We start from the raw sequence: 25,724 nt of genomic DNA, 5'->3' as shown, positions 1-25,724 counted from the left end.
ATGAGCCAGATTTTCGACCAGACCTTCAAGCGTACTCTGGATACGCTTCTCGCCGATGCCGCGCCCGGCCAGTCCTTCGAGGCATGGACCTTCGATGACGCCAAAAGCCGCCGCGAGGCCGAAGAAAGGCTGAAGAAAAAAGGCGTCAGCGCCCGCATCCGCAGCGCCTACAAGCCGCTTCTCTTCACCTTTCTGGAAGAGATCAATCTGCATGGCGTCGAAGCCATCGAGGTACATTACCCAGTGCACGCCAATGCACCCGCCAATCGTTTCCGGCTGGAGGCCTATCCGCTGGCGGCACTGGTCGGCGACGCGAAGATCGATTTTATCGCCCGCGACGACGATGCCTTCCATTATGACGTGACGCTCAAGCGTGGCGACCGGACGGAGAGGCTGACGGTCCTGGCGCCAAACCGCGTTCACGACGATGTCGTCGGCGAAACCAATGTCTCGCCAACCGGCTGGTTCCGTTTGGCCGGTGACGCTACGGGCGAGCGGTTGGAGACGGATTACGAGCAGCTTTTCGAAGCGGCAATCAATGCCGTTGCCAACCACGGCTGGGGCAATGAAGAGCCCTATTTCGAGGAACTGAACATCCGTGTCGCGCATCCGGCCGAAGACATGGCCCTGCCGGTTGGCGACGAGGTGGTCAGCCTGCGTGAAGCGCTGCACGAGGATTTCTATTTCTCGCTGCTGGAATTCTTCCAGAAGAAATCCGGCCGGCCGCTGGGTGACCGGGGCCTGAAACCCGGCCAGATCGTTCCGGAAATCGTCAGGAGCAACGGCGACGTTTCGGTCCGCATCGAAACCCGTGCGCTCACCACCACTTTCCTTGATGGCAAGGAGCAGCCGGTTGATACGGCCAGCGAACCGGTGGCGGCAGGCCAGATCGCCGCACTGCTGGAGAAAATCGGCGGCGAAGCCTTCGAGGCCCGCTCGCGGTCGGGCCGCGTCCTTGCGGCGCGTTATGTCGCCGGCAGCGATGCCGCGGTGATGATCAGCGGCGGCCAGCATCCCAATGAGACCACCGGCATTGTCGGCGCCATCCGCGCCGCCCGCACACTCGTTGAAAGACAGGGCGCGCATTTCACCATTTCACCGCTGGAAAACCCTGATGGTTATGCCCTGCACCAGCGGCTGCGCGCCGACAATCCGCGCCACATGCACCATGCGGCACGATACACGGCGCTCGGCGACGATCTCGAATATCGCACACGGGAAAATTCGGGCGTTCATCTCAACGAGAAGGAAATCCGTTTCAACGCGCAGGACATGAGCGGCGCCAGCCTGCATGTAAACCTGCACGGTTATCCCTCGCACGAATGGACCCGGCCACTTTCCGGTTATGTGCCGCGCAACTTCGCCATGTGGACCCTGCCGAAGGGCTTCTTCCTCATCATCCGCCACCATGCGGACTGGGAAAGACAGGCGGAAGCCCTGCTCGACCGGGTTACCCGCCATCTCGGCGCCATTCCCGGCCTCCTGGACTACAACAACCGCCAGATCGCGCTTTACGAAATCCACGCCGGCGAAACCGGTTTCCGCATCATCAACGGCTTCCCCTGCCTGTCGTCCATCGACGACCGCCACACCGTGCCGATGACGCTGATCACCGAATATCCCGATGAGACGATCTACGGCGACGACTTCATCACCGGCCATACGGCGCAGATGGAAACGGTTCTCTCCGCTTACGATGCTTGGCAGGAAATCCTGGTCGGCGAAGTGGCCTGATCCAGTAGCCGCCCGCAACGGACGGCTTACTTCTCCGGCGTGACCGCCAACTTGTGGTCACGCTGCTTCTGCAAAAGCCTCTTGCCCTTGCTCAGAATATGCAGATTGGCGGCATCAAGTTTGTTGTACCCGGCCTGAATAATATCGAGATCGGCCACGTGACCGACTGCTGCCAGTTCATGCATCACGTCGCCAATAGCGACATCGACGCTCGGCGTCGGCAGGTTCACCACATCCTCCACCGCAGCGCGCATGCCCTGCGCGTCTCCGCCCATGACGTGATACAGCGCCAGCGCCTTGCGAAGAAATGCTTCGCGGCGTTCGATCTTGTTGGTGAGTATACTTTCGCCAACGCGATTCCGCATCAACTCAACAACTCTATTTTGATATTCGCCCATCAGACACCAAATAAAGTTCACAATATGCTTCGGGAGACTACGGACAATCCCCTTAGAACTGGTTAAGGCACGTGGCTTGCGCGGGTATGACCGCCATTTTCGTGCCGGGCCGCCGAGGCCGTTTTTCATAACGGGACATTTCGATGCGGCGCGGCGAAACGACCCTCGTCGAGATGGCTGCGGCACCGCTGCACATTGAGAATCACGGGATGATCACTATTGTGCGATCTCGCATAGGAAAGACGCGACGGGGCAGGTATTGATAACCGTCAGGTTATTTATCATCCCCCTTATTTCATTTTACTTTGGCCATCGCACTCATCAATCTGACAACCTGGATCGGTGGAGGGAGCCACGGATCAATTGGGAGGAAATCATGAAATTACGGATCACCGCCGCAATCGCGGCCATCTGTTTCAGTTCTGCTGCTTATGCCGAGACGATCAAGGTCGGCGTGGTTGGTCCGTTCTCCGGCCCCTTCGCATTGCAGGGCAAGAACTTCAAGGCCGGCATAGACGCCTGGTTTGCGCTCCACGGCAACAAGGTCGGCGATGACACGGTCGAGGTCGTTTATCGCGACGTGCCGCAGGCCGATCCGGCGCAGTCCAAGGCGCTGGCGCAGGAACTGGTGGTGAAGGAAGGCGTGCAATATCTCGCCGGCTTCTATTTCACGCCCGACGCCATGGCCGTTACCCCGCTTCTGAAACAGGGCAATGTGCCGATGGTGGTGATGAATGCCGCCACCTCGGCCATCGTCACGAAAAGCCCTTATGTGGTGCGCACCTCGTTCACCACGTGGCAGACGTCGAGCCCCATCGCCAAGGTTGCCTTTGATGGCGGCGTCAAGAAGGTCATCTCGCTGGTCAGCGATTACGGCCCGGGCGTCGATGCCGAGAACGCCTTCAAGGCGGCCTTCACCGCCGCGGGCGGCGAAGTTGTCGAAAGCATTCGCATGCCGCTTTCAACCAATGATTTCAGCCCCATCATGCAGCGCGTGAAGGATTCCGGCGCGCAGGGCGTTTTCGCCTTCCTGCCATCCGGCCCGACAACGCTCGGCTTCGTGAAAGCCTTTAACGACAACGGCCTGAAATCATCCGGCATCAAGCTTTTCGCGCCGGGCGACCTCACGCAGGAGTCCGATCTGCCGGCGCTCGGCGAATCCGCACTCGGCATGCAGACGACCTTCCACTATGCCGTCTCGCACGATTCACCCGAGAACAAGACCTTCGTGGAAGCTGCGGCCAAGGCCATCGGCAACCCCAAGGAACTGTCCTTCCCCTCAGTCGGCGCGTTTGACGGCATGTATGTCATCACCAAGATGATCGAGGCGACAGGCGGGAAGCAGGATGCCGAAAAGGCGGTCGAGGCGGTGAAGGGTCTTTCCTGGACAAGCCCGCGCGGGCCTGTCAGCATCGATCCGGAAAGCCGCCACATCACGCAGAACATCTATCTGCGCGAGGTCGCCAAGGGCGATGACGGCAACTATTACAACAAGGAAGTCCAGACTTTCGAAAAACAGGGCGATCCGGGCCTCGCCGCCGCGAAGTAACAAGACATAAACGGCAGCTATTAAAAAACGGTCGAACCGCTCTCGCAGCGGTTCGGTTCCGGCCCGGGTCGGGCATTGCAGCACCGGGAGGAGCTTTTTCAGCATGCAGACGGTCTTCAGCATCCTTGTCGATGCGCTTGCCTATGGCATGGTGCTTTTCATCATCTCCATCGGCCTTTCGGTGACGATGGGGCTGATGCGGGTGGTCAATCTGGCCCACGGCGCCTTTGCCATGATCGGCGGTTATCTCGCCTCCTATGCCGCCCATGGCCTCGGCCTCGGTTACGCCGCGGCAATCCTTGTCGCGATCGTCGGAACGATCGTGATCGCCATACCGCTCGAACGTTTCCTCTACCGGCGTATTTACGGTGCTCCCGAATTGACGCAGGTGCTGATGACCATCGGCATCACCTTCTGCATCATCGGCATCGCCAATTTCGTATTCGGCCCGACGCTCAAGACCATTCCGCTGCCACAGCAGCTGGCCGGCCCCACCGATCTCGGCTTCCGCACCATCGCCACCCACCGCATCTTTGCCATCGTCAGCGGTCTCGTCGTTGCGGCAGCACTCTGGTTCACATTCGAAAAGACCGCCTTCGGCATCAAGCTGCGGGCGGCGGTGGACAATGCCGCCATGGCCGCGGCGCTCGGCGTGCGCACCGAAGTCATCTATGCCATCAGCTTCGCCATCGCCGTCGGCCTTGCCGCCATGGGCGGCGTCATCGGCGCAGAATTGCTGCCGGTCGAACCCTATTATGCGTTGCGCTACATGGTCACCTTCCTGGTGGTCGTTTCGGTCGGCGGCGCAGGTTCCATTCCCGGCGCTCTGATCGCCTGCCTGCTGCTTGGCGCGATCGACACGACAGGACGTTACCTCGCGCCGGAATATGGCGAATTCTTCTTCTATCTGGCGGTCATCGTGATCATCACCTTGTTCCCGCGCGGCCTTCTTGGAAGGGCGAAATGAGATGGCGGTGCTCATGAACGACCTCACTGAAACGGCAAAGCCCCTGAAGGCCCGCTCACCCTTGCGCGCACTTGGCGGCCCGCTCGTCATCATCGCTGCGGCCATCGCCGGATATTTCCTGTTTCCGGACAATCTGGCGCTTCTGACACGCATCATCGCGATTGCGCTTCTGGTGCTCTCCATCGATCTCGTCACCGGCTATTGCGGCGTCGCGACGCTCGGCCATGCGGCGCTGTTCGGCGCCGGCGCCTATGCAGCCGGCATTGCCGCTGCCCATTTCAATATAACCGATCCGCTTCTGATGACCGTCATCGGGGCTGCCGCCGGCGGCGTCGCCGGCCTCCTGTCCGGCACGGTTCTGTTGCGGGCGCATGGTCTGCCGCAGCTGGTGCTGTCCATTGCCGTCATCCATCTTTTCCATGAGGCCGCCAACAAGGCGTCGAACTGGACCGGTGGCAGCGATGGCCTGGCCGGTGTCTCGCCCGATGCGCTGTTCGGCACCTTCGAGTTCGATCTTTTCGGCCGCACCGCCTATATTTACGGCGTCGTCCTGCTGCTTGTCGTCTTCCTCGCGCTAAGGGTCGTCGTCAATTCGCCCTTCGGCATGCTCTGCCGTGGCGTCAAGCAGGATAGCATCCGCATTCAGGCCATGGGCGGTTCGGTCAACGGCACGATTTTGAAGATGTTCGTCATCTCTGGCATCGTCGCCGGCATCGGTGGCGCGCTGAACGCCATTTCGACCCAGGTGGTCGGTCTCGACAGCCTCAGCTTCACGCTTTCGGCAGAGGGGCTGGTCATGCTGGTTCTCGGCGGCGCAGGCTCGCTTTATGGCGCGCTGATCGGCACGGTCACATTCATGTGGTTCGAGGATGTCGTTTCGGCCGCCAACCCGTTCCACTGGCTCACCATTGTCGGCCTGCTGCTGATCGCCGTCGTGCTCTTTGCTCCGCGTGGCCTTTACGGCGCGGGCGAACAGATCATCACGCGCCTGCGGGGAGATCGCAAATGAGCGCCATTTTCGAAGTATCCGGCCTGCAGAAGAATTTCGGCGGCCTTGTCGTCACCAACAACGTCTCGCTGTCTCTTTCGCCGGGAGACCGCACGGTGCTGATCGGCCCCAATGGCGCCGGCAAGACCACCTTCGTCAACCTCGTGACCGGCAACATCAAGCCATCTGCCGGAAGCGTGCGGATTGCCGGAGAAGACGTGACCGGGCTCAGCGCCAGCCAGCGCGTGAAGCGCGGGCTTGTGCGCTCCTTTCAGGTCACGCGGCTGTTTCAGGACATGACGCCGGAGGAACATGTCGCGCTCGCCATCCTGCAACGGGAAGGCAAAACGGGCCGGATTTTCGGCCGTTACCGTGCCATGCCATCAGTCATGAGCGAGGCGCGCGACATTCTCGGCACGCTTGGCCTGCTTGGCCTTGCCGAAACCCGCGTTCGTGAAATCGCCTACGGTCAGCAGCGATTGATCGAGATCGCGCTTGCCATGGCGCTCAGGCCCAAAATCCTGCTGCTCGACGAACCCGCCGCCGGCGTTCCCTCGACGGAAACGGCGCGCATCGAACAGGCGCTCGACCGCCTGCCCGCCGACCTCGCGATATTGATGATCGAACACGACATGGATCTGGTCTTCCGTTTTGCCAAACGTGTGGTGGTGCTCGCAGCTGGCGCCGTCATCTTCGACGGTTCGCCTGATGAAGTGACCAGCAATGCCGAAGTTCGCCAAGCCTATCTGGGAAGTTACGCCGATGCCCGCAGCGCCGCTTGAAATCGCCAACCTGACCGCCGGTTATGGCCCCACCCGCGTCATCGAGGGGCTGTCGCTTTCCGTTCCCGCCGGTTCACGTTTCGCGGTGCTCGGCCGCAACGGCGTCGGCAAGACCAGCCTGTTCGCCACGCTTGCCGGGCAGACGAAGCGCTTTTCCGGCGATATCCGCATCGGCGGACAGGACATCGCTGCCTTGCCGAGTGCGGCCCGCGCCCGCGCCGGTCTCGGTTATGTGCCGCAAACCCGCGATGTCTTTCCGACGCTGACCGTCGAGGAAAATCTTTTCGTCGGCCTCAAGGGACGGCCGAAATCCGCCATCGAGGAAGCCTACACGCTGTTTCCGCGCCTGAAGGAAAGACGCCGCAATCTCGGCTCGCAACTCTCCGGCGGCGAGCAGCAGATGCTCTCGACCGCCCGCACCATCCTCGGCCAGCCCAAAGTGCTGCTTCTCGACGAACCGCTCGAAGGCCTCGCGCCCGTCATCTGCGAGGAACTGATGGCGGCCTTCTCCAAACTGGCGCAATCGGGCGAAATGACCATTCTTCTCGTCGAACAACGCATCCAGATGGCCATCGACTTCGCCGACCACGCCATCATCATGGAACGCGGCCGCATCGTCTGGGAAGGGGCGTCGGTCGATCTTGCGCAGAACCCGGATATTGTTGACACCCATCTTGGAGTGGGTGGGCTGCACTAAGTGCATCCGGTTGAAAACCAGAACAGTTTTTGGGTCGGAACGGCTTCTAGATTAAGGGACGCAGACAGCGCCTACATCTCCCCCTCATTCCTGTGCTTGTCACAGGAATCCAGCCAGCCCAAGTCCTTGGGCTGAAACGACCCCCTTCGACGCGCAGACGCGCGGCGGCTGGCAACTGTATTGTCAGGTTTTAGCAAAGACGGTTTTATCCCTGAGGATTGCGTTTGCGGCGACGAGGATTTTGCGGGCGATGGCAATGATCATGACCTTGAACGGTTTGCCCTTGGTCTGCATGGTTTGCGCCGTGCGGGCGAAGGCGGTCTTCAGCCTGTAAGCCACCAACGCCGCCATGTAGAGGGCATCGCGCACGCGCTTTCGTCCGCCGCGAATATGGCGCTGGCCGCGTTTGATGCCGCTGTCGGCATTGAAGGGAGCAAGTCCCGCCAATGCGGCCATGGCTTTGGAAGAGCTGCCGCCCAGTTCGGGCATATGCGCCATCAGCGTGAATGCGGTGACTGGCCCGACGCCCGGAATGGAACGGAGCCTGGTGCTTTGTTCGTTCAGTTCCGCGTTTTCCCGGACATGGGCGTGACAGGCTTTTTCGATCGCCTCGATCTCGCCGTCCAGCCAGATGAGATGGCGCTCCAGACTATCGTGCTCCATGGGCTCTGCGCTGGAAAGGCGAAGCCGCTCCTGCTGGCGCATGGCAACGAGCTGATCGCGCCTTGTATGGAAGCTGGCAAGCGCCTGCCGGGCCGGATCGGGTGGTGTGCTGGTTGCGGGGCCAAGCGTTTCGCCCATGTGTGCCAGCAGGCGGGCATCGATGGCGTCGGTCTTGGCCAGGCGGCCGGTGGCTCTAGCGAAGTCGCGCGCCCGGGCGGGGTTGACCCGGCAATACGGACGCTGTTGCCGATCGAGAGCCGCGCACAGCTGCCTGTCATAACGCCCGGTCGCCTCCAGAATGACCGTCGCCTCCTGCCCCTCCAGGCCTTGCAGCCATGCATGAATGGCGGCAGCGGTGTTGTCGATGCGGATATGCCGGGATGTCCGGCCGTCGAAAAGATCAAGATGCGCCTTGGCGACGTCGCATCCAATGAAAACAGGGTGTATCATGGCAAGCCTCATCCTGTGCTTCGAGGTCCGCGCTCACGGCCTCAATCAACTGTTCAGGTTGGGATATCAAAGGCGGACGGAGGACCAGAGCCAGCAAGCGGTCTCAAACGACCAGGATCCCGACGGCCTTCCGTCCGCTACCATTCTAGCACAGACGCAATACACAGGATCCCTGTGACAAGCACAGGGATGAGGAGAGTGTGCGGGAACCGTCAGTGGTTCGATCACAAGTCACAGGTCGTGCAAATGATTGGAGATGTCTCTCCACTCCGGGTTCGTTCGCTCGATCAGATTGAGCTTCCATTGCCTGGGCCATTTCTTGATGGTTTTTTCCCGCGTGATCGCACTCGTCAGCAGGTCGAATTCCTCAAACCAGACCAGCATTTTGACGCCATATTGTGAAGTGAAACCGGGCGTCGCTCGTTCTGGTGTTCGAAAAGCCTGGTCGGCAAATCCTTCGTCACGCCGGTATAGAGTGTGCCGTTGCGTTTGGACGCCAATATATAGACGTAGCCCTTCATGTGGAAGAAGATGCATTTTATCCCGGTGTTTCACAAGGGAGAACGCTCACCTCCTCATTCCTGTGCTCGTCACAGGAATCCAGCCAGCCCAAGTCCTTGGGCTGTCAGGACTCTCTCGCCGCGCGGACGCGCGTCGGCTGGATTCCTGTGACAAGCACAGGGATGAGGAGAGTATGCTGGTCACTCCTGCCCCTGCTCTCACCCATCACGCAAATCTCAAAAACACAATGGAATAAAAATTCCACAACAGTTAAAGTGCACACGATTTCACTCCGCACAAAGGAACGACAATGACGGCAATCGATGCGCCAGAATCGGTGAAGGCTTTTGAGGAGCGGCTGCTCCAGGTCGCGGAGGGGTTGCCCAAGCGATTACGCCAGTGCGCCGATTATGTCGCTTCCAATCAGGATCGCATCGCCGTTTCCACCGTCGCCGAAATGGCTGAAGGCGCCGGCGTGCAGCCTTCGGCCTTCATGCGGTTTTGCCAGATCATGGGCTTTTCCGGCTTTTCAGAGATGCAGCGCCTGTTCCGTGATTCCTATGTCGGCGGCTGGCCGGATTATGCGACGAGGCTCGACCATCTGCGCGAAAAGGGTGATGAGAGCGCGTCCGGTCTGCTTGCGGAATTTGTGGAGGCCGGTCGTTCCTCCCTGGAAATGCTGCTGAAATCGGTCGATACGCGGCAGCTCGACGAGGCGGTCGCGGTGCTCGCAAAGGCGCGCACCGTGCATATCGTCGGTTTGCGACGTTCCTTTCCTATTGCCAGCTATCTGGCTTACGCCTTTGAGAAGATGAAGGTTCCGGCGGTTCTGCACAGCGCCGTCGGCGGGCTCGGCAATATCAGCGCCATCTCCCGCGAGGACGCGCTGATCGCAATCACCTTTTCCCCCTATTCGGCGGAAACCTTGGAATTGGCGGAAACGGCCCGCGCCAACGGCATTCCGGTCGTCGCCATGTCTGATTCCGCCGTCAATCCGCTGCGCAAATCCGGCGCAACGCTTCTTACGGTGACAGAGATCGATTTCGGCGCATTCCGCTCGCTTTCGGCCACGCTCTGTCTCGCCATCACACTGGCCGTGGCTGTGGGAACCCGCAAAACTGCCTGAATATTTTTATTGAAAACGTAAAAAATAGAATTTATGATCCAAATCCATGAAACGGACATTCCATGATCGTCCGTCTCGTGACGGAGTTACGTGGGCGGAGGAGGCTCACCGGAGCGGGATGACGAAAGGTGCGGGCCAAGTCCCGCGCTGGAATGCCGCTCCACACATGTGAGGCTGACCGCCGCGATACGCGGTCCGAAGGAGGAACCTTTTGAAAAAACTTGATCTCATCACGATCGGGCGCTCGTCGGTCGACCTGTACGGTTCGCAGGTCGGCGGCCGTCTGGAAGACATGGCCTCCTTTGCCAAATATATCGGCGGCTCTCCCACCAACATCGCGGCGGGTGCAGCGCGCCTCGGCCTCAACAGCGCCGTCATCACCCGCGTCGGCGACGAGCATATGGGCCGCTTCATCCGTGAACAGCTGGTGCGCGAAGGCGTGGACGTGCGCGGTGTCAAAACCGACCCGGAGCGGTTGACCGCGCTGGTGCTCCTCGGCATTCGTGACCAGAACCAGTTTCCGCTGATTTTCTATCGTGAGAACTGTGCTGACATGGCGCTCAGCGAAGACGATATCGACCCCGCTTTCATCGCCGAAGCCGCTTGCGTCTGCGCCACCGGCACGCATCTGTCGCATCCGAAGACGGAAGCGGCCGTGCTGAAGGCGCTGAAACTTGTCCGTGAAAATGGCGCCAAAACCGCGCTCGATATCGATTACCGGCCCAATCTCTGGGGCGTGGCCGGCCATGGCGATGGCGAGAGCCGTTTCGTGGAATCGCAGAAGGTCACTGCCAAGTTGCAATCCACCCTGCACCTCTTCGACCTGATCGTCGGCACCGAAGAAGAATTCCACATTGCCGGCGGCTCGACCGATACGCTTGCCGCATTGAATGCCGTGCGCAAGGTCTCAAACGCGACGCTGGTGTGCAAGCGCGGGCCAATGGGTGCGTCGGTGTTCGCCGGCGAAATTCCTGCCAGCCTCGACGATGGCGAGACGGGTGAAGGTTTTCCGATCGAGGTCTTCAATGTTCTCGGCGCAGGCGATGGCTTCATGGCCGGGCTGTTCCGTGGCTGGCTGCGCGGCGAGGACTGGCCGACGACGCTGAAATACGCCAATGCCTGCGGCGCCTTCGCCGTTTCCCGCCACGGCTGCACGCCGGCCTATCCGAGCTGGGAAGAATTGCAATATTTCTTCAAGGCCGGCATTCGCAACAAGGCGCTGCGCAAGGACGAGGCGCTGGAACAGGTGCATTGGTCGACCAACCGCAAGGGCGACTGGGACACGATGCGCGTCTTCGCCTTCGACCATCGCATGCAATTGGAAGCCATCGCCGACGAACTCGGCGTGAAACACGAGCGTATCGGCGCTTTCAAGAAACTCTGCCTCGAGGCCGCGCAAACGGTCTCTGGCGGCAAGGCGGGTTACGGTATTCTCTGTGACGGACGCCTTGGCCGCGATGCGCTTTTTGCCGCCAGCGGCTCGGGTCTCTGGATCGGCCGGCCGGTGGAATGGCCGGGCTCGCGCCCGCTGACGCTGGAACCCGAACTCGGCAAGGATTTCGGCGGGCTTTCCGAATGGCCGCTTGAAAATGTCGTCAAGGTTCTGTGCTTCTACCACCCCGATGACAGCGACGAGATGCGCGCCGCACAGGAGGAGACGGTCATGCGTCTGTTCCAGGCGACACGCCGCAACCGTCTGGAAATGCTGCTTGAGGTGATCCCCTCCAAGGTCGGCCCAACCGACGATCTGACGGCCGCCCGCATCGTCGAGCGTTTCTACGAGATCGGCGTCTATCCCGATTGGTGGAAGCTTGAGCCGATGAAGACACGCGCAGCCTGGAAGAACGCCTGTGACGCCGTACATCGCAACGATCCTTACGTGCGGGGCATCGTCGTTCTCGGTCTCGACGCACCGCAAAGCGAGCTGGAGGAGAGCTTCCGCCTTGCCGCCGGTTTCGATCTGGTCAAAGGTTTCGCCGTCGGCCGCACGATTTTCGCAGATGCTGCCCGGGCATGGCTCGGTGGCAAGATGACAGATCAGGAAGCGGTGAAGGATATGGCGCAGCGCTACACCAGCCTGTGCCGCATATGGGATGAGGCGCGCGCCAAAAAGGGAGAGGCAGCGTGAAGACAATCAGAATGACGGCTGCGCAGGCTATGGTTCGTTACCTCGCCGCGCAGATGAATGAACATGGCGAGACCTATATCGCCGGTGTCTGGGCCATTTTCGGCCATGGCAATGTCGCCGGCATCGGCGAGGCGCTTTATGGCATTCGCGAGGAACTGCCGACCTATCGCGGCCAGAACGAGCAATCGATGGCGCATGCGGCAATTGCCTATTCCAAGCAGCTGCGCCGCCGGCGGGCAATGGCGGTCACCTCTTCCATCGGCCCCGGTGCCGCCAACATGGTGACGGCGGCAGCACTTGCCCATGTCAACCGCCTGCCGGTTCTGCTGATCCCCGGCGACGTCTTCGCCAATCGCGGTCCCGACCCCGTGCTCCAGCAGCTGGAAGATTTCGGCGACGGCACGATGACGGTGAATGACTGCTTCCGCCCGGTGAGCCGTTATTTCGACCGCATCATGCGCCCGGAACAATTGCTGACCGCCCTTCCCCGCGCCATGCGCACCATGACGGACCCGGCCGATTGCGGCCCGGTAACGCTCGCTTTCTGCCAGGATGTGCAGGCGGAAGCTTACGACTATCCGGTCAGTTTCTTTGAAAAGCGCATCTGGCGTCAGCGCCGCCCCGAGCCTGATGTGGTGGAATTCGAAGAGGCCGTCGCCGCGCTGAAGGCCGCGAAGAACCCCGTCATCGTTGCCGGCGGCGGCGTGCATTTCGCAGGCGCCACCGAAACGTTGAAAAACTTTGCCGAAAAACATTCCATCCCCGTGGTGGAAACGCAGGCCGGCAAATCGGCGCTCGCATGGGATCACGATCTCAATTTCGGCCCGGTCGGCGTCACGGGTGCCGAAAGCGCCAATATCGTCAGCGAGAAGGCCGATCTGGTCTTTGGTGTCGGCACCCGCTTTCAGGATTTCACCACTGGCTCCTGGGCGCTGTTCAAGAACCCGGACCGCAAGATTCTCGCCCTCAACGTGCAGCCGTATGACAGCGCCAAGCATGATGCCATCAGCCTGACGGCGGATGCGAAGATCGGCCTTGAAAAACTGTCGGCCGCGCTTGGCAGCCACCGCTTCACGGCACCGGATGCGGGCCTGAAGGCGGCATGGTTCAAGAAGGCCGATGCCGATACGGCAGCACCGGGTGAGGACAATGCCAACAGCCTGCCGACGGACATGCAGGTCATCGGCGCGGTGCAGCGCCAGTCGCGTGACAATACCGTCGTCATGTGCGCCGCAGGCACCATGCCGGGCGAGCTTCACCAGCTGTGGAAATCCAAGCTGCCGCTCTCCTATCACATGGAATATGGCTTCTCCTGCATGGGATATGAGGTGGCCGGCGGCCTTGGCATCAAGATGGCGGAACCGGACCGGGACGTGATCGTCATGGTCGGCGACGGCTCCTACATGATGATGAATTCCGAGCTTGCCACATCGGTCGCCATGGGCGTCAAGATCACGCTCGTCATCACCGACAACAGGGGTTACGGCTGCATCAACCGACTGCAGATGGAGACCGGCGGCGCGCAATTCAACAACCTCTACGCCCATACCAACGTCAACCCCATCGCCATCGACTTCGTCGCCCATGCCGGCTCGATGGGGGCGGATGCACGCAAGGTCTCCACCATTTCCGAGCTGGAAGCAGCGCTTGCTGCCGCCCGCGCGTCCACCCGCACGACCGTGATCGTCATCGATACCGACCCCTATCCGACGCCGCAGGCCGGTGGTCACTGGTGGGATGTCGCGGTGCCTGAAGTTTCCGAACGCGCCGAAATCGGACCGGCGCGCGCCCGTTATGAAAACCATATCAAGGAAAGACAGTAAGATGATCCGTTACGGAACCAACCCGATTGCCTGGTCCAACGACGACGATCGCACGCTCGGTGCGCATATCAGCCTCGAACAATGCCTCGATGAAACCGCAAAGATCGGCTTCGACGGCATCGAGAAGGGCCACAAGTTCCCGACGGAGCCGGAAGGCCTGAAGAGCGTGCTTTCGCCGCGCGGCCTGTCCTTCGTCTCCGGCTGGCATTCGCTGAACCTTTTGACCGACAGCATCGAATCCGAAAAGAAGGCGATGCAGCCGGCGCTCGATCTGCTGAAAGCCATGGGCTCAAAAGTCATCATCGTCTGCGAGACCTCCAACGCCATTCACGGTGCCGACGACACGGCGCTGGTCGACCGTCCGAGCCTTGCGGCTGAAGACTGGGCCAAGTTCGGCGCGGGTGTCGAGGCGCTGGCGGCTTTTGCTGCCGAACAGGGCATCACACTCGTCTACCATCACCACATGGGAACCGTGGTCGAGAGCGAAGACGAGATCGACCTTTTGATGAAGCACACCGGGCCGAAGACCCATCTGCTGCTCGATACCGGCCATTGCCTGTTCGGCGGCGGCGATCCCGTGCGCGTCGCGCAGAAATACATGCACCGCGTCGGCCATATCCACGCCAAAAACGTGCGGCCGGTGATAGCCGATCAGGTTCGGAACGAACGGCTTTCCTTCCTCGAAGGCGTTCGCCGCGGCGTGTTCACCGTGCCGGGTGACAGCGAGGGCGGCGTGAACTTCCCGCCGGTTCTGAGAATTGCCGCCGAGCATAATTACAGCGGCTGGCTGGTCATCGAGGCCGAACAGGACCCGGATGTGCGCAACCCCTTCGAATATCAGAGCCTCGGGTTGAAATCGCTGAAGGCTTTTGCCCGGGAAGCGGGGTTGGACAAGGCTCAGGCTGCCTGAACTGAGCAGGGGGCATCAGAGTGTATACGTCTGCGGATCATATGCTCCGGTGCAGCCCCCTCCACCCTCATTCCTGTGCTCGTCACAGGAATCCAGCCGACGCGCGTCGGCGCGGCGGAAAGACTCCAGTCAGCCCAAGGACTTGGGCTGACTGGATCCCTGTGACGAGCACAGGGATGAGGAAAACGCGTGAATAGCCGCCCGATAAATTAAACGACTGACCAAAAAGGAACACCACCATGACCTCACTTCTGCGCAAGCCGGTCGCGACAAGCGGCAAGGTGCACGATATCACGCCCCAAAGCGCGGATTGGGGTTATGTCGGTTTCGGCCTCTATCGCCTGAAGCCGGGCGAAGCAGCGGCAGAGAAGACGGGCGATACGGAAGTCATCCTCGTGCTGGTCGAAGGCAAGGCGACGATTTCCGCCGGCGGGAAGGATTTCGGTGAACTCGGCGACCGCATGAATGTGTTCGAACGCAAACCGCCGCACTGCGTCTACGTGCCCGCAGGCTCCGAATGGTCGCTGACCGCCACGACCGATTGCACCATCGGCGTCTGCACCGCACCCGGCGAAAAAGGCAGCCGCGAGGCGCAGCAGATCGGTCCCAATGGTGTGCAGCTGACGGAGCGTGGCAAGGGCGCCAATACGCGCTACATCTTCCCCATCGCCATGGAAGAGCGCGATGCGGCCGACAGCCTGCTGGTGACGGAAGTGTTCACCCCGTCGGGCAACTGGTCGTCCTATCCGCCGCACCGACATGATGAGGATAATTACCCTGATATGACCTATCTGGAAGAGACCTATTATCACCGGCTCAACCCAGCGCAGGGTTTCGGTTTCCAGCGTGTCTTCACTGAGGACGGTTCGCTGGATGAGACCATGGCGGTGGCGGACGGCGATGTCGTGCTGGTTCCGAAGGGCCACCACCCCTGCGGCGCGCCCTATGGTTACGAGATGTATTATCTGAACGTGATGGCCGGGCCGATGCGCAAGTGGCGGTTCAAGAACCATCCCGATCATGACTGGATTTTCAAGCGCGACAATCCGTGAGGCATGCCAGCGTCCACGGCACCCTCCTCATCCCTGTGCTTGTCACAGGGATCCAGCCAGCCCAAGTCCTTGGGCTGAGAGGAGTCTTTCCGCCGCGCAGACGCGCGTCGGCTGGATTCCTGTGACAAGCACAGGAATGAGGGGCGAGGAAGGTCCGTGCCGCGATTGCCGCAGAGAAACAAGCAATCGAACGTATTGATTTCATTCTAACAATTTAGGGAGGAAAGACCATGGCGGCTCTTGGCGTTGGCCTTATTGGCACAGGTTACATGGGCAAGTGCCACGCTTTGGCGTGGAACAACGTCACCAGCGTCTTCGGCGATGTGGAGCGCCCGCGGCTGGTCACGCTCGCGGAGGTCAATCCCGAGCTGGCGGCCAAGAAAGCGGCCGAATTCGGTTTCGCCCGCTCGACAGGCAACTGGCGCGACCTGCTTTCCGATCCGGAGATTGATGTGATCTCAGTCACCACACCGAATGCCTTTCACCCCGAAATGGCGATTGCCGCACTCGATGCCGGCAAGCATGTCTGGTGCGAAAAGCCGATGGCGCCCGCCTTTACTGACGCGGTGAAGATGCGCGATGCGGCCCGCCGGTCCGGCAAGGCGGCGGCCATGGGCTACAACTACATCCAGAACCCTATGATCCGCCATATGCGCCGCCTGATCGACGAAGGCGCGATCGGCAAGGTCTATCATGTCCGCGCCGAGATGGATGAGGACTTCATGGCGGATGCCACCCAGCCCTTCTACTGGAAGAGCGAAGCCTCATCCGGCTATGGCGCGCTGGATGATTTCGCCGTTCACCCGCTGTCACTGCTGTTTTCCCTGTTCGGCCATGCCGAAAGCGCGATCACCGATATGGTGAAACCTTATGCGACGCGGCCGCTGAGCGGCGGTGGCGAGCGCGCTGTCGAGACGCATGATCTTGCCAGCGTTCTCCTGAAGCTCGAAGGCGGCATTTCCGCTGTGCTGATTGCCAACCGCTCGGCCTGGGGCCGCAAAGGCCGCATCGCCATCCAGATTTATGGCTCCACCGGCTCGATCCTGTTCGATCAGGAGCGGATGAACGAATTCCAGCTCTACACAACGGACGGACGCCCGGAGGAGCAGGGTTTCAGGACCATCCTCGCCGCCCCGCACCATAAGCCCTATGACCGCTTCATCCCCGCCCCCGGCCACGGGCTCGGCTTCAACGACCTGAAAGTGATCGAATGCCGCGAACTCATCGCCGCCATCGAGGGCAAGAAGGCGCATATCATCGATTTCGAGGAAGGGCTGAAGATCGAGCGCAGCATTCATGCCATGGCCCGGTCGTTTGCCGAAGGGCGCTGGGTGGGAAGCGCGGAGATTGCGGAATAGAACGCCCACAAAGGGCGAAAACGTCTCCTCCGTCATGCCGGACTTGATCCGGCATCCAGCCACGGCGCATCTGCGCCGTGACAGGAGTCTTTTATGATCAAAGACTTGATCATGCTGGGCCCCGGATCAAGTCCGGGGTGACGGTGCGTGGAGGTTCCGGCCTCACCCCTTAACAGGCGTTTCCGGCACTGGCGTCAGTACCTTGCCGTCCTTAAACCAGCCGAGAATATTGTCGGCCACGAGATCGGCCATCGCATTGCGCGTCGGGATGGAGGCGGACGCCACGTGCGGCAGCAGGGAAACATTCGGCAGCGACAGGAACGCTTCCGGCACCTTCGGCTCGGCATAGAACACGTCGAGACCGGCAGCACCCACGGCACCGCTCTGAAGCGCCTGCAGAAGCGCATCTTCATCAACGCTGGAACCGCGGCCGACATTGACGAAAACGCCCTGCGGCCCTAGTGCGGAGAGGATTTCCGCGTTGATCACCTTATGCGTCTCCGGCGTGCCGGGCACGATGCAGATCAGGATGTCGACGGCTTCCGCCATCTCCTTCAGCGAGCCGTAATAGGTATAGTTGAGGCCATCGCGCTTGCTGCGGGTGTGATAACCGATCTCCACCTTGAAAGGCTCCAGCCGCTTGGCGATTTCCTGGCCGATGCGGCCCATGCCGAAGAGGCCGACCTTGCGGCCGCGCAGCGAGAATGGCGAAAGCGCAAAGGGCCCTTCACCAACCCATTTGCCGTCGCGAAGCCAGGTCTCGGCCTGATAGAGACGGCGCACGGTATTGATCAGCAGCGCAATCGTCGTATCCGCCACTTCGTCATTGAGCACGTCAGGCGTATTGGTCACCACGATGCCGCGTGTGGCGGCATGTTTGGCGTCGACGCCATCGTAACCGACGCCGAAATTGGCGATGATCTCAAGCTTCGGCAGCGCATCGATCCATTTGGCGTTGACGACACCGGACACGGCGATGGCGTTGATACGCTCAGCCGCACCTTCAGGCAGAACCGGCTCGGCACCGGCGGGCACTGTCACGATCTCGACCTTGCCTTCGAGGCGTTCGAGGACGCGCGGGTTTATCTTGCCGGGAACGAGAACGACGGCCTTTTTGTCAGACATGAGTGGATATTCCTCCTGATAACATTCCGATAGCCGGAGCAGGTTCCAGGCGAACCTTTCGCCATCCCACTCCTCTGGGCGGCGATCCTTTCAAACAAAGACGGCCGTGAAAAGGGCAATAAGGGGATGCTATGGGGGCAGACGGAAGTTTCATGCGGTTTTTTTTGCACCACATGCACATCCGTCATGCCGGACTTGATCCGGCATCCAGCCAGCCCAAGTCCTTGGGCTGAAAGGGCTCTTCCCGTCGCGCAGACGCGCGCCGGCTGGATTCCGGCTCAGGGCCGGAATGACGGAAGAAGGAAACGTCGCGAACAAACAGGAACAGGCAGCCTGCCGCATCCATACTCCCGGGCGATAGACTCAGACCCGCGGCCGCACCGGCCCCGTCGACTGGCGGATGCGCATCTCCGGCTTGATGAGGTGGATGCCATCCGGTTCGTGGCTGCCGGCCAGCCTGTCCAGCAGCGCCCGTGCTGCGAGACGTCCCACCTCGGCCTGTCCGTTGGACACGGTGGTCAGCGCCGGCGTGGCGATCGCCGCCTCCTCCAGATCGTCATAGCCGGTGACGGAAATATCGACACCCGGCACCAGACCGGCACGCGAAATGCCGTTCATGAGGCCGATTGCGACGAGATCGTTCCAGCAGACGGCGGCGGTCGGCTTCTGCGGCAGGGAGAGGAAATGCACGGCGGCCTCGAAGCCGCCCTGCTTGGAGCGGGGGCCGGGAATACGCAGGTTCGGATCGACCTCGATACCCGCCTTGCGCAGCGCGTTGACATAACCCTGATAGCGGTCACGGCCGGTGGATGTCTGGTCGGTGCCGCCAACCATGGCGATGGTGCGGTGGCCGAGGCTGATCAGATGATTTGTCGCCAGCGAAATGCCGTAGCTGTCGTCGCCGCGATAGGTCGGCATATCGACGCCATCCATGGAACGGGCCACCAGAATGGCGGGCATACCGTTCTCCTCGGCCAGCGTCATGTCCTCGATCGGCGTGCCGATGGCGGGCGACATGATGATACCGTCAGAACCCAGCTGCAGCAGTGTTTCGATGAAGGTGCGCTGCTTCTCCACCGAATCGTAGTGGTTGGAAAGAATGAAGGTCTGGCGGCTGCGGTCCAGCTCGCTTTCGATGGCTTTCAGAATTTCGCCGTAGAAGGGGTTCATCACATCGTGGAACACCACGCCGACAATGCCGGAGCGCGAGGTGCGCAGGCTGGCCGCCCGGCGGTTGTAGATGTAACCGAGCGCCCGCGCCTGTTCCTTGATCTTGTCGCGCGTGTCGGAGGCAACCAGCGGGCTGTCACGCAATGCAAGGGAAATGGTGGCGGTCGAAAGACCGAGACTTTCGGCGATCGTGGACAGTTTGACCTTTTGGGCCACGGCATTCCTCCCAAACGCATGTCGTTGACGACGTATCTGTTTAAATTGCAATTAAACAATTTAAACAAAATCCGCAACCCGTTTAAGAGATACCCACAAAACAGAGTTTTATTTTAAAAATTTCAACAAAATTATTGAAGATTGGTGTCGATCGCCTTGAGAAGTTTAACCACGGTTCTGATATCCTTGGCCGAAAGTCCTTCTATCGCCCGTGCACCACAATTGGCGATGGAAACATTGATATGCTCGACGCTTTTCAGCCCCGCCTCCGTCAGCTTCACCAGCGTGACACGGCCATCCTCGTCGTCGCCGCTGCGTTCCACGAAGCCCTGGGCCTCCATGCGGCCGATGGTGCGCGTCATGGTCGGCGCCTTGACGCCGAGTTTCTGGGCGATCTGCCCGGGCGTCAGGCTGCCTTCCTGCGCGAGCGCCAGGATAACGCCGTCCTGCCCGGCATAAAGGCCGCTTTCGGCAAGGCTGTGGCTCAGCGCCGTGCGCATGGAGCGGGCGGCCTGGGTGATGGATTGCGCCAGTTCCTCAGGGTTGAAATTCTCATCCCTTTTTTTGGCGTCCTTTACCTTCTTGCCGCTCTTTTCCTTCTTGGCGCCCTTGTCCTTATGCCCAGTTTTATCCTTGCTCATATGCGAGTGCCTTTTACCCTGTGGCGGAACCGATATATGTTGCTGGAAATCCTTACCGAATGCACGTGCGGACTGCCAGATGCCAAACTCATACACGCAATATCACGACGAAAACGTAACAGACCCGCATCTTCGCGCAACAGGTGTAATTTCCGTGCTGCCTCTGGGTGCGCATGAGCAGCATGGACCGCACCTGCCCTTCGAGACCGATACGCTGATTGCCGAAGGCATCGTCTCCCGTCTCACCGCTGCCTTGCCCGCCCATCTGCCCGTCTCCTTCCTGCCGGTAGAGCCCGTCGGATATTCCATCGAACACATGGATGTGCCCGGCACCCGGACGTTGCGTTACGATGAGGCCGTTGAGCGCTGGCTCGGCATTGCTAAGGCCGAATATGAAAAAGGCGTGCGCAAATTCGTGATGCTGAACGCCCATGGCGGCAATTCACCGTTGATGACCATCGTCGCGACCGAGGCCCGCGCCCGCTTCGGCATGCTGGCCGTCGCCACCAGCTGGACCCGTTTCGGCGTGCCAGCGGATATCGTGAGGCCGGAAGACAAGGCGATCGACATCCACGGCGGCGATATCGAGACATCGGTCATGCTGGCGCTTTGCCCGGAGCGGGTGGCGATGGAAAAAGCGGCCGACTTTCCTTCCCGGCAAAGCGATTTCGCCGACCGTTTCAGGCATCTGCGCGCCTATGGGCCGCATGCCTTCGGCTGGCTGATGAGCGATCTGAACCCTGACGGTGTCGCCGGAAACGCCACTGCCGCCTCAGCCGAAAAGGGCGAAAGGCTCATCTCCCATGCGGTCGGCGGCCTTGTCGAACTGCTTCAAGACGTCCACGATTTTGACATAACGTTATTTCATAACAAAATTTGAACAAGCTGGCAGAATTCGACCAAAATCTCTTTGAACTGCCCGGACGTCGCGCCTATATGGACGACAACACTTCTTCCTTGGGGCCTTCACGGCCTTTCTCCATGCGGGGTTTTCCATGACCGAAACAGCACCAGCCAAGCCCATTCCAGTCACCGTCCTGACGGGATATCTCGGCGCCGGCAAGACGACGCTTCTCAACCGTATCCTCTCCGAGAACCACGGCAAGAAATACGCTGTCATCGTCAATGAATTCGGCGAGATCGGCATCGATAACGATCTGATCGTCGAGTCCGATGAAGAAATCTACGAAATGAACAATGGCTGCGTGTGCTGCACGGTGCGCGGCGACCTGATCCGCGTCGTGGAAGGCCTGATGCGCCGGCCCGGCCGTTTCGACGGCATCATCGTCGAGACCACCGGCCTTGCCGACCCCGTTCCCGTTGCCCAGACCTTCTTCATGGATGACGACGTGCGCGCCAAGACCGAGCTTGACGCCGTTGTCGCGCTTGTTGATGCCAAGCACCTGCCGCTGCGCCTGAAGGACAGCCGCGAGGCCGAAGACCAGATCGCCTTTGCCGATGTCGTGATCGTCAACAAGACCGATCTCGTTTCGCCGGAGGAAGTGGCCCGCATCGAGGATATCGTGCGCGCCATCAATCCTTCCGCACGCATCTACAAGACCACCCGTTCCGGCGTCGATCTCGCCCGCGTTCTCGATCAGGGCGCGTTCAATCTGGAACGTGCACTCGAAAACGATCCGCATTTCCTCGAACACGGCCATGAGGACCATGCCTGCGGTCCCGATTGCGACCACCACCATCACGATCATGACCACCATCATCATGACCACGATCACGGGCATCACCACGATCATGATCATGGGCACGACCATGGGCATGACCACGGCCACCATCACCATGGCGCGGTTTCGGCAATTCACGACGTGACCGTGCAATCCGTTTCGCTGCGCGGCGGCGAGATGAACCCCGAGCGCTTCTTCCCGTGGATCCAGAAGGTGACGCAGACCGACGGTCCGAATATTCTGCGCCTGAAAGGCATCATCGCCTTCAAGGGCGATGCGGAACGTTACGTGGTGCAGGGCGTCCACATGATCATCGAGGGCGATCACCAGCGCCCCTGGAAAGACGGCGAAAAGCGCGAAAGCCGCCTCGTCTTCATCGGCCGCGAACTGGATCGTGAGAAGCTGGAAAAGAGCTTCAACGCCTGCCTCGCAACGGCCTGAGGTTTTAAGGGACAGACCGGGACGCTCCTGCTGCTTCCCGGTTCCCTTCCCCACACTCGACGTCATCCTCGGGCTTGACCCGAGGACCCATTGCCGCCAGCATGTGGATGGTCGGGCTAAGCCCGACCATGACGCCACGGGTTGAAACCGCGACAACGGGTCTTCCCGACCTGGTCAGCGACCGAAATCCACCAAACGAAAAACACATAGACGAAAGACCGATGCCCCATGCCGACTGTTGCCCCGCTTGATATCGAAGGCCACGTGGTCTCGACCCATTTTCTCGGCGACATTCCGCTGTTTGCCACCGCCGCCGGCACCATTCACCGGCTGGATGGGGGCGAGAAGGTAACGGAAGCGCATGAGGGACTGCTGACCTGTGTTCGCGATCCCTACAGCGCCACGCTGCTTTCCGGCGGCGAAGACGGGCGCGTGCTGCGCATCGGCCACGACGGCAGCATCAGCGAGCTCGCCAATGTGCCGCGCAAATGGGTCGGCGTCGTTGCCGGCGGGCCGCAGAAGGCGGTCGCCTATGGCGTTGGCAAGTCGAGCTTCGTGCGCCTCTCCGACGGCACGGTGAAGGAATTCAAGGAAGAACGCACGGTGGAGGCCATCGCCTTTGCGCCCAAGGGCCTGCGCATTGCGGTCGCACGTTATAACGGCGTGACGCTGCTTTGGGTGGCGAGTGCGGGCGATCCGGTGGATCTGGAATGGAAGGGCGCCCATACCGGCGTCACCTTCTCGCCTGATGGCAAGTTCCTGGTCACCACCATGCAGGAAAACGCGTTGCACGGCTGGAAGATGGAAGCGACCAAGGGCGGCATGGAAGCCCGCCACATGCGCATGACGGGATATCCCGCCAAGGTCAAATCCATTTCCTGGTCGGCCAAGGGCAAATGGCTCGCCTCATCAGGCGCGCCGGCCGCCATCGTCTGGCCATTTTCCGGCAAGGACGGCCCGATGGGCAAGGCGCCGGAAGAGCTCGGCAGCCGCGCCAACATCATGGTCACCAATGTCGCCTTCCACCCCGTGGAAGACGTGCTGGCCATCGGTTTCATCGATGGCATGGTGCTGGGCGTGCGCCTTGCCGACGGCAAGGAAGCCCTGCTTCGCCGCCCCGGCAAGGGCGCCATCACGAGCATGGACTGGAGCGCCACCGGCAAGCTGCTCGCCTTCGCGTCCGAAGCGGGCGATTGCGGCATTATCGACATTTCGGCGTAAGGCGGCGACGGGCGCGCAATGCGCCGGCTGATCTGCCCACTCCCCTCATTCCTGTGCCTGTCACAGGAATCCAGCCGACACGCGTCTGCGTGGCGAGAGAGCCCTTTCAGCCCAAGGACTTGGGCTGACTGGATTCCTGTGACAAGCACAGGAACGAGGGCGGCTGAATATTCCGCACCGGATGCAAAACCTCAGGGCTTTTACACCCTCTACTCGCCCACCTGGCGGCGCGTGAGGAACAGCAGCAGCAACCCGGCACCGGCGCCCACCGAGGCAAGCCGGATCGAGACGCCGAAGCTGGCATATTGCGCCACGAACCCCATTAGCGGCACCGCAAACAGCGCGGCAAGGAAGATGGAATTCATGTAAAGCGCCGTCGCCCGCGCCGTGCGGCCACGTGCAAAGCTCTGAATGAAGGTCAGGCTCGTGCCGGCGAAAAGGCCGTAATAGGCGCCTTCCATCGCCGCACCGAAAATCATGGCGGGCAAGGTCTGGACCGAAGCGATGATGTTGAAAGCAACGATCGCCATCACCGCCGCGATGCAGAGAAGAAGGCGGGCGCTGACCCGCCGCATGATCCTCGGCGCAAGCAGGATGAGCAGAACCTCCATCGCGCATTTGACGCTGAGCGACAGGCCCGGCGCGTAATCCGGCAGGCCCACTTCCCGCACCAGAAACACCGGCAGGGCAGAGGCGCACAGGGAGTGGGCGAAAGACATGCAGAAGCTCGCCGTCGCCGCCAGAAGCAGCGGCAGGTTACGCCCCGCATCGGCTTCCCCCTCCTCCCGCCGCTCCATCGGGCAAGTCTGGCCACGCGGCACGATGGCAAGCGCCAGCCCGCCCCAGATGGCGGCCATCAACATGGCATTCAGGAACACCGCCTTTGCGCCGGCGAGATCGACGATCAGATAGGCGGCAGCCGGAAGCAGCATCCATGCCAGCGACACCATCATCCGCAGAAAAGCATTGTAGGACGCCGTATCGAGCGCCTTTACCCGGCCGTGATACCGGCCATAACTGAAGACGAGCGTGCTGGCGGCGTTGGAAAGCCCCATGCCGATTGCCGTTATCGCCACCAGCAGCGCCAGATGACCGAAGGTTGCCGCCGCTGCCGCGACGAAGGCGCCAAGCACGGAGAAAAGCAGCAATGGCCGCACCCGCACGCCGGCATCGACACGCTCGCCATAAATGCGGCTGGCAATGATCGAGGCCAGCATCGCGGTCACACTGTAAAGACCGAGCGTCGCCGGCGCATGACCGAGAACCTGAATGATATAAAAGCCGATAAATGGCACGACGGCCGCATTCGTGCCGCCGGCAACGAAGACCAGTAGCGCGATCAAATAGGCCTGACGATCAAAAGCGTCCGGCGAAGCGCGTTTCTGTAACATGGGGAATCGACTGAAAGCTTGGAGGACGTGAAGCCCACCTTCACATCAAAACGGTGCGCGGTTCAAGCCTGCCCATAGCTTCATTTAAGCAGAGCACGAACAAAAAAAGGGGGCCACGAGGCCCCCTTCCAGTCTTGCGATGCACCGTTTGTTCTTGCCGGAAGCGCTATGCGTCATACACACGCAACTCGAGGCTTGTTCCCGGCTTATGTCCTGCGCGCATCGTTTCCGTCGAAAATCCCTGTCGATTTTCGATCTGGCTTATTCAGTGGCGACGCTTCTTGCCGCCGTCATTCTTGTTGTCGATGACATCGACGGAGGTCTTGTTGCCGTTGAGGATGCCGTTCAGGATACCGGTCTTGTTGCCGTTCAGAATCCCGTTATTGGACAGGATACCGCTGACACCCAGATCGATGCTGGGCGAGACGACAACGAGCGCGCCGCCCTTGTTGCTGTTTCCGGACAGGATGCCGCCCAGAAGACCGCCGGCATTGGCCTGACCAACGGAAGCGACAGTAAGAACAGCGGCTATGCAAGCAAACTTAGCAATCATTTCTCTCTCCTCTTATGTTTGATCACGCCCTCTGGCGTAGTCCAACTGTATAATTAGAGGATTCTAATTCAAGCAAAGCCTAATATTACAATAAACAATTAACGCTAATACTCATGAATTTAATAAAATTTTACATAGCCGGGCTTGTCTCTTCTGAA

Annotated in this window: 22 protein-coding genes and 1 pseudogene; 15 read left to right on the top strand and 8 right to left on the bottom strand. The window is 60.5% G+C overall.

Features of this window, described 5'->3' with window-relative positions; all coding sequences use genetic code 11:
• Positions 1 to 1,734 (top strand): M14 family metallopeptidase, encoded by a 1,734-nt coding sequence (locus JZY08_RS24775; protein ID WP_216332067.1) that lies wholly within the window; start codon positions 1 to 3, stop codon positions 1,732 to 1,734.
• 26 nt (positions 1,735 to 1,760) lie between these two features.
• Here JZY08_RS24775 and JZY08_RS24770 read toward each other — a convergent pair whose 3' ends face one another.
• Positions 1,761 to 2,132 carry a hypothetical protein gene (locus tag JZY08_RS24770; protein ID WP_035243172.1) on the bottom strand — a complete coding sequence of 124 codons (372 nt, stop codon included), beginning with the start codon at positions 2,130 to 2,132 and terminating at the stop codon, positions 1,761 to 1,763.
• 376 nt (positions 2,133 to 2,508) lie between these two features.
• Between JZY08_RS24770 and JZY08_RS24765 the strand changes: the two genes are divergently transcribed.
• The 5 genes from JZY08_RS24765 to JZY08_RS24745 all read left to right on the top strand — a co-directional run bounded on the left by JZY08_RS24765 (position 2,509) and on the right by JZY08_RS24745 (position 7,115).
• Entirely contained in the window at positions 2,509 to 3,681 is a 1,173-nt protein-coding gene (locus JZY08_RS24765) for an ABC transporter substrate-binding protein (protein ID WP_003499193.1), read from the top strand.
• Between the two features lie 103 nt (positions 3,682 to 3,784).
• On the top strand, positions 3,785 to 4,648 hold the full coding sequence (locus tag JZY08_RS24760; protein WP_137039651.1) for a branched-chain amino acid ABC transporter permease: 864 nt from the start codon (positions 3,785 to 3,787) through the stop codon (positions 4,646 to 4,648).
• Between the two features lies 1 nt (position 4,649).
• A complete protein-coding gene (locus tag JZY08_RS24755; protein ID WP_082184857.1) occupies positions 4,650 to 5,657 on the top strand; it encodes a branched-chain amino acid ABC transporter permease in 1,008 nt (335 codons plus the stop codon).
• Entirely contained in the window at positions 5,654 to 6,418 is a 765-nt protein-coding gene (locus tag JZY08_RS24750; protein ID WP_003499190.1) for an ABC transporter ATP-binding protein, read from the top strand. The genes JZY08_RS24755 and JZY08_RS24750 overlap by 4 nt, the downstream gene beginning before the upstream one ends.
• Positions 6,399 to 7,115 (top strand): ABC transporter ATP-binding protein, encoded by a 717-nt coding sequence (locus tag JZY08_RS24745; RefSeq protein WP_216332065.1) that lies wholly within the window; start codon positions 6,399 to 6,401, stop codon positions 7,113 to 7,115. Before JZY08_RS24750 ends, JZY08_RS24745 begins: the two co-directional genes overlap by 20 nt.
• Positions 7,116 to 7,298: 183 nt before the next feature.
• Here JZY08_RS24745 and JZY08_RS24740 read toward each other — a convergent pair whose 3' ends face one another.
• On the bottom strand, positions 7,299 to 8,228 hold the full coding sequence (locus JZY08_RS24740) for an IS110 family transposase (RefSeq protein WP_216330675.1): 930 nt from the start codon (positions 8,226 to 8,228) through the stop codon (positions 7,299 to 7,301).
• A gap of 231 nt (positions 8,229 to 8,459) precedes the next feature.
• A pseudogene (locus tag JZY08_RS24735) lies at positions 8,460 to 8,749 on the bottom strand (GIY-YIG nuclease family protein).
• Between the two features lie 290 nt (positions 8,750 to 9,039).
• Here JZY08_RS24735 and JZY08_RS24730 point away from each other — a divergent pair.
• The 6 genes from JZY08_RS24730 to JZY08_RS24705 all read left to right on the top strand — a co-directional run bounded on the left by JZY08_RS24730 (position 9,040) and on the right by JZY08_RS24705 (position 17,126).
• Positions 9,040 to 9,855 carry a MurR/RpiR family transcriptional regulator gene (locus JZY08_RS24730; RefSeq protein ID WP_082184861.1) on the top strand — a complete coding sequence of 272 codons (816 nt, stop codon included), beginning with the start codon at positions 9,040 to 9,042 and terminating at the stop codon, positions 9,853 to 9,855.
• Positions 9,856 to 10,066: 211 nt separating this feature from the next.
• A complete protein-coding gene (iolC, locus tag JZY08_RS24725) occupies positions 10,067 to 11,983 on the top strand; it encodes a 5-dehydro-2-deoxygluconokinase (RefSeq protein ID WP_216332063.1) in 1,917 nt (638 codons plus the stop codon).
• A complete protein-coding gene (gene iolD / locus JZY08_RS24720; protein WP_216332061.1) occupies positions 11,980 to 13,806 on the top strand; it encodes a 3D-(3,5/4)-trihydroxycyclohexane-1,2-dione acylhydrolase (decyclizing) in 1,827 nt (608 codons plus the stop codon). Before iolC ends, iolD begins: the two co-directional genes overlap by 4 nt.
• 1 nt (position 13,807) lies before the next feature.
• On the top strand, positions 13,808 to 14,716 hold the full coding sequence (gene iolE / locus JZY08_RS24715) for a myo-inosose-2 dehydratase (RefSeq protein WP_216332059.1): 909 nt from the start codon (positions 13,808 to 13,810) through the stop codon (positions 14,714 to 14,716).
• A gap of 239 nt (positions 14,717 to 14,955) precedes the next feature.
• Positions 14,956 to 15,768 carry a 5-deoxy-glucuronate isomerase gene (gene iolB, locus JZY08_RS24710; RefSeq protein ID WP_216332057.1) on the top strand — a complete coding sequence of 271 codons (813 nt, stop codon included), beginning with the start codon at positions 14,956 to 14,958 and terminating at the stop codon, positions 15,766 to 15,768.
• 230 nt (positions 15,769 to 15,998) lie between these two features.
• Positions 15,999 to 17,126 (top strand): Gfo/Idh/MocA family protein, encoded by a 1,128-nt coding sequence (locus JZY08_RS24705; protein WP_216332055.1) that lies wholly within the window; start codon positions 15,999 to 16,001, stop codon positions 17,124 to 17,126.
• 162 nt (positions 17,127 to 17,288) lie between these two features.
• Here JZY08_RS24705 and JZY08_RS24700 read toward each other — a convergent pair whose 3' ends face one another.
• The 3 genes from JZY08_RS24700 to JZY08_RS24690 form a co-directional block, all read right to left on the bottom strand.
• Entirely contained in the window at positions 17,289 to 18,251 is a 963-nt protein-coding gene (locus JZY08_RS24700) for a 2-hydroxyacid dehydrogenase (protein ID WP_003499173.1), read from the bottom strand.
• Positions 18,252 to 18,614: 363 nt separating this feature from the next.
• On the bottom strand, positions 18,615 to 19,637 hold the full coding sequence (locus tag JZY08_RS24695; RefSeq protein ID WP_004433466.1) for a LacI family DNA-binding transcriptional regulator: 1,023 nt from the start codon (positions 19,635 to 19,637) through the stop codon (positions 18,615 to 18,617).
• A 131-nt stretch (positions 19,638 to 19,768) separates the two neighbouring features.
• Positions 19,769 to 20,278 (bottom strand): MarR family winged helix-turn-helix transcriptional regulator, encoded by a 510-nt coding sequence (locus JZY08_RS24690; protein ID WP_003499167.1) that lies wholly within the window; start codon positions 20,276 to 20,278, stop codon positions 19,769 to 19,771.
• Between the two features lie 79 nt (positions 20,279 to 20,357).
• Between JZY08_RS24690 and JZY08_RS24685 the strand changes: the two genes are divergently transcribed.
• From JZY08_RS24685 to JZY08_RS24675, 3 genes are all read left to right on the top strand, one after another.
• Positions 20,358 to 21,158 carry a creatininase family protein gene (locus tag JZY08_RS24685; protein ID WP_216332053.1) on the top strand — a complete coding sequence of 267 codons (801 nt, stop codon included), beginning with the start codon at positions 20,358 to 20,360 and terminating at the stop codon, positions 21,156 to 21,158.
• Between the two features lie 115 nt (positions 21,159 to 21,273).
• Positions 21,274 to 22,401 carry a GTP-binding protein gene (locus tag JZY08_RS24680; protein WP_003499162.1) on the top strand — a complete coding sequence of 376 codons (1,128 nt, stop codon included), beginning with the start codon at positions 21,274 to 21,276 and terminating at the stop codon, positions 22,399 to 22,401.
• Positions 22,402 to 22,629: 228 nt separating this feature from the next.
• A complete protein-coding gene (locus JZY08_RS24675) occupies positions 22,630 to 23,622 on the top strand; it encodes a WD40 repeat domain-containing protein (protein WP_216332051.1) in 993 nt (330 codons plus the stop codon).
• 209 nt (positions 23,623 to 23,831) lie between these two features.
• Here JZY08_RS24675 and JZY08_RS24670 read toward each other — a convergent pair whose 3' ends face one another.
• Positions 23,832 to 25,013, bottom strand: coding sequence for an MFS transporter (locus JZY08_RS24670; RefSeq protein WP_216332049.1), 1,182 nt, complete (start codon positions 25,011 to 25,013; stop codon positions 23,832 to 23,834).
• 265 nt (positions 25,014 to 25,278) lie between these two features.
• Complete coding sequence (locus JZY08_RS24665; RefSeq protein WP_003499157.1) at positions 25,279 to 25,566, bottom strand: hypothetical protein; 288 nt, start codon at positions 25,564 to 25,566, stop codon at positions 25,279 to 25,281.
• Positions 25,567 to 25,724 lie beyond the last annotated feature (158 nt).

The sequence above is a fragment of the Rhizobium sp. X9 genome, from assembly GCF_018873185.1.
GTDB lineage: Bacteria > Pseudomonadota > Alphaproteobacteria > Rhizobiales > Rhizobiaceae > Agrobacterium > Agrobacterium oryzihabitans.
This window is presented reverse-complemented; position numbering and strand designations above follow the sequence as displayed.

Excerpts from the sequence above, each read along its gene's own strand:
- JZY08_RS24775 (WP_216332067.1), top strand. The coding sequence starts at position 1 with ATGAGCCAGATTTTCGACCAGACCTTCAAGCGTACTCTGGATACGCTT.
- JZY08_RS24770 (WP_035243172.1), bottom strand. The coding sequence starts at position 2,132 with ATGGGCGAATATCAAAATAGAGTTGTTGAGTTGATGCGGAATCGCGTT.
- JZY08_RS24765 (WP_003499193.1), top strand. The coding sequence starts at position 2,509 with ATGAAATTACGGATCACCGCCGCAATCGCGGCCATCTGTTTCAGTTCT.
- JZY08_RS24760 (WP_137039651.1), top strand. The coding sequence starts at position 3,785 with ATGCAGACGGTCTTCAGCATCCTTGTCGATGCGCTTGCCTATGGCATG.
- JZY08_RS24755 (WP_082184857.1), top strand. The coding sequence starts at position 4,650 with ATGGCGGTGCTCATGAACGACCTCACTGAAACGGCAAAGCCCCTGAAG.
- JZY08_RS24750 (WP_003499190.1), top strand. The coding sequence starts at position 5,654 with ATGAGCGCCATTTTCGAAGTATCCGGCCTGCAGAAGAATTTCGGCGGC.
- JZY08_RS24745 (WP_216332065.1), top strand. The coding sequence starts at position 6,399 with ATGCCCGCAGCGCCGCTTGAAATCGCCAACCTGACCGCCGGTTATGGC.
- JZY08_RS24740 (WP_216330675.1), bottom strand. The coding sequence starts at position 8,228 with ATGATACACCCTGTTTTCATTGGATGCGACGTCGCCAAGGCGCATCTT.
- JZY08_RS24730 (WP_082184861.1), top strand. The coding sequence starts at position 9,040 with ATGACGGCAATCGATGCGCCAGAATCGGTGAAGGCTTTTGAGGAGCGG.
- iolE (WP_216332059.1), top strand. The coding sequence starts at position 13,808 with ATGATCCGTTACGGAACCAACCCGATTGCCTGGTCCAACGACGACGAT.
- iolB (WP_216332057.1), top strand. The coding sequence starts at position 14,956 with ATGACCTCACTTCTGCGCAAGCCGGTCGCGACAAGCGGCAAGGTGCAC.
- JZY08_RS24705 (WP_216332055.1), top strand. The coding sequence starts at position 15,999 with ATGGCGGCTCTTGGCGTTGGCCTTATTGGCACAGGTTACATGGGCAAG.
- JZY08_RS24700 (WP_003499173.1), bottom strand. The coding sequence starts at position 18,251 with ATGTCTGACAAAAAGGCCGTCGTTCTCGTTCCCGGCAAGATAAACCCG.
- JZY08_RS24690 (WP_003499167.1), bottom strand. The coding sequence starts at position 20,278 with ATGAGCAAGGATAAAACTGGGCATAAGGACAAGGGCGCCAAGAAGGAA.
- JZY08_RS24685 (WP_216332053.1), top strand. The coding sequence starts at position 20,358 with ATGCCAAACTCATACACGCAATATCACGACGAAAACGTAACAGACCCG.
- JZY08_RS24680 (WP_003499162.1), top strand. The coding sequence starts at position 21,274 with ATGACCGAAACAGCACCAGCCAAGCCCATTCCAGTCACCGTCCTGACG.
- JZY08_RS24675 (WP_216332051.1), top strand. The coding sequence starts at position 22,630 with ATGCCGACTGTTGCCCCGCTTGATATCGAAGGCCACGTGGTCTCGACC.
- JZY08_RS24670 (WP_216332049.1), bottom strand. The coding sequence starts at position 25,013 with ATGTTACAGAAACGCGCTTCGCCGGACGCTTTTGATCGTCAGGCCTAT.
- JZY08_RS24665 (WP_003499157.1), bottom strand. The coding sequence starts at position 25,566 with ATGATTGCTAAGTTTGCTTGCATAGCCGCTGTTCTTACTGTCGCTTCC.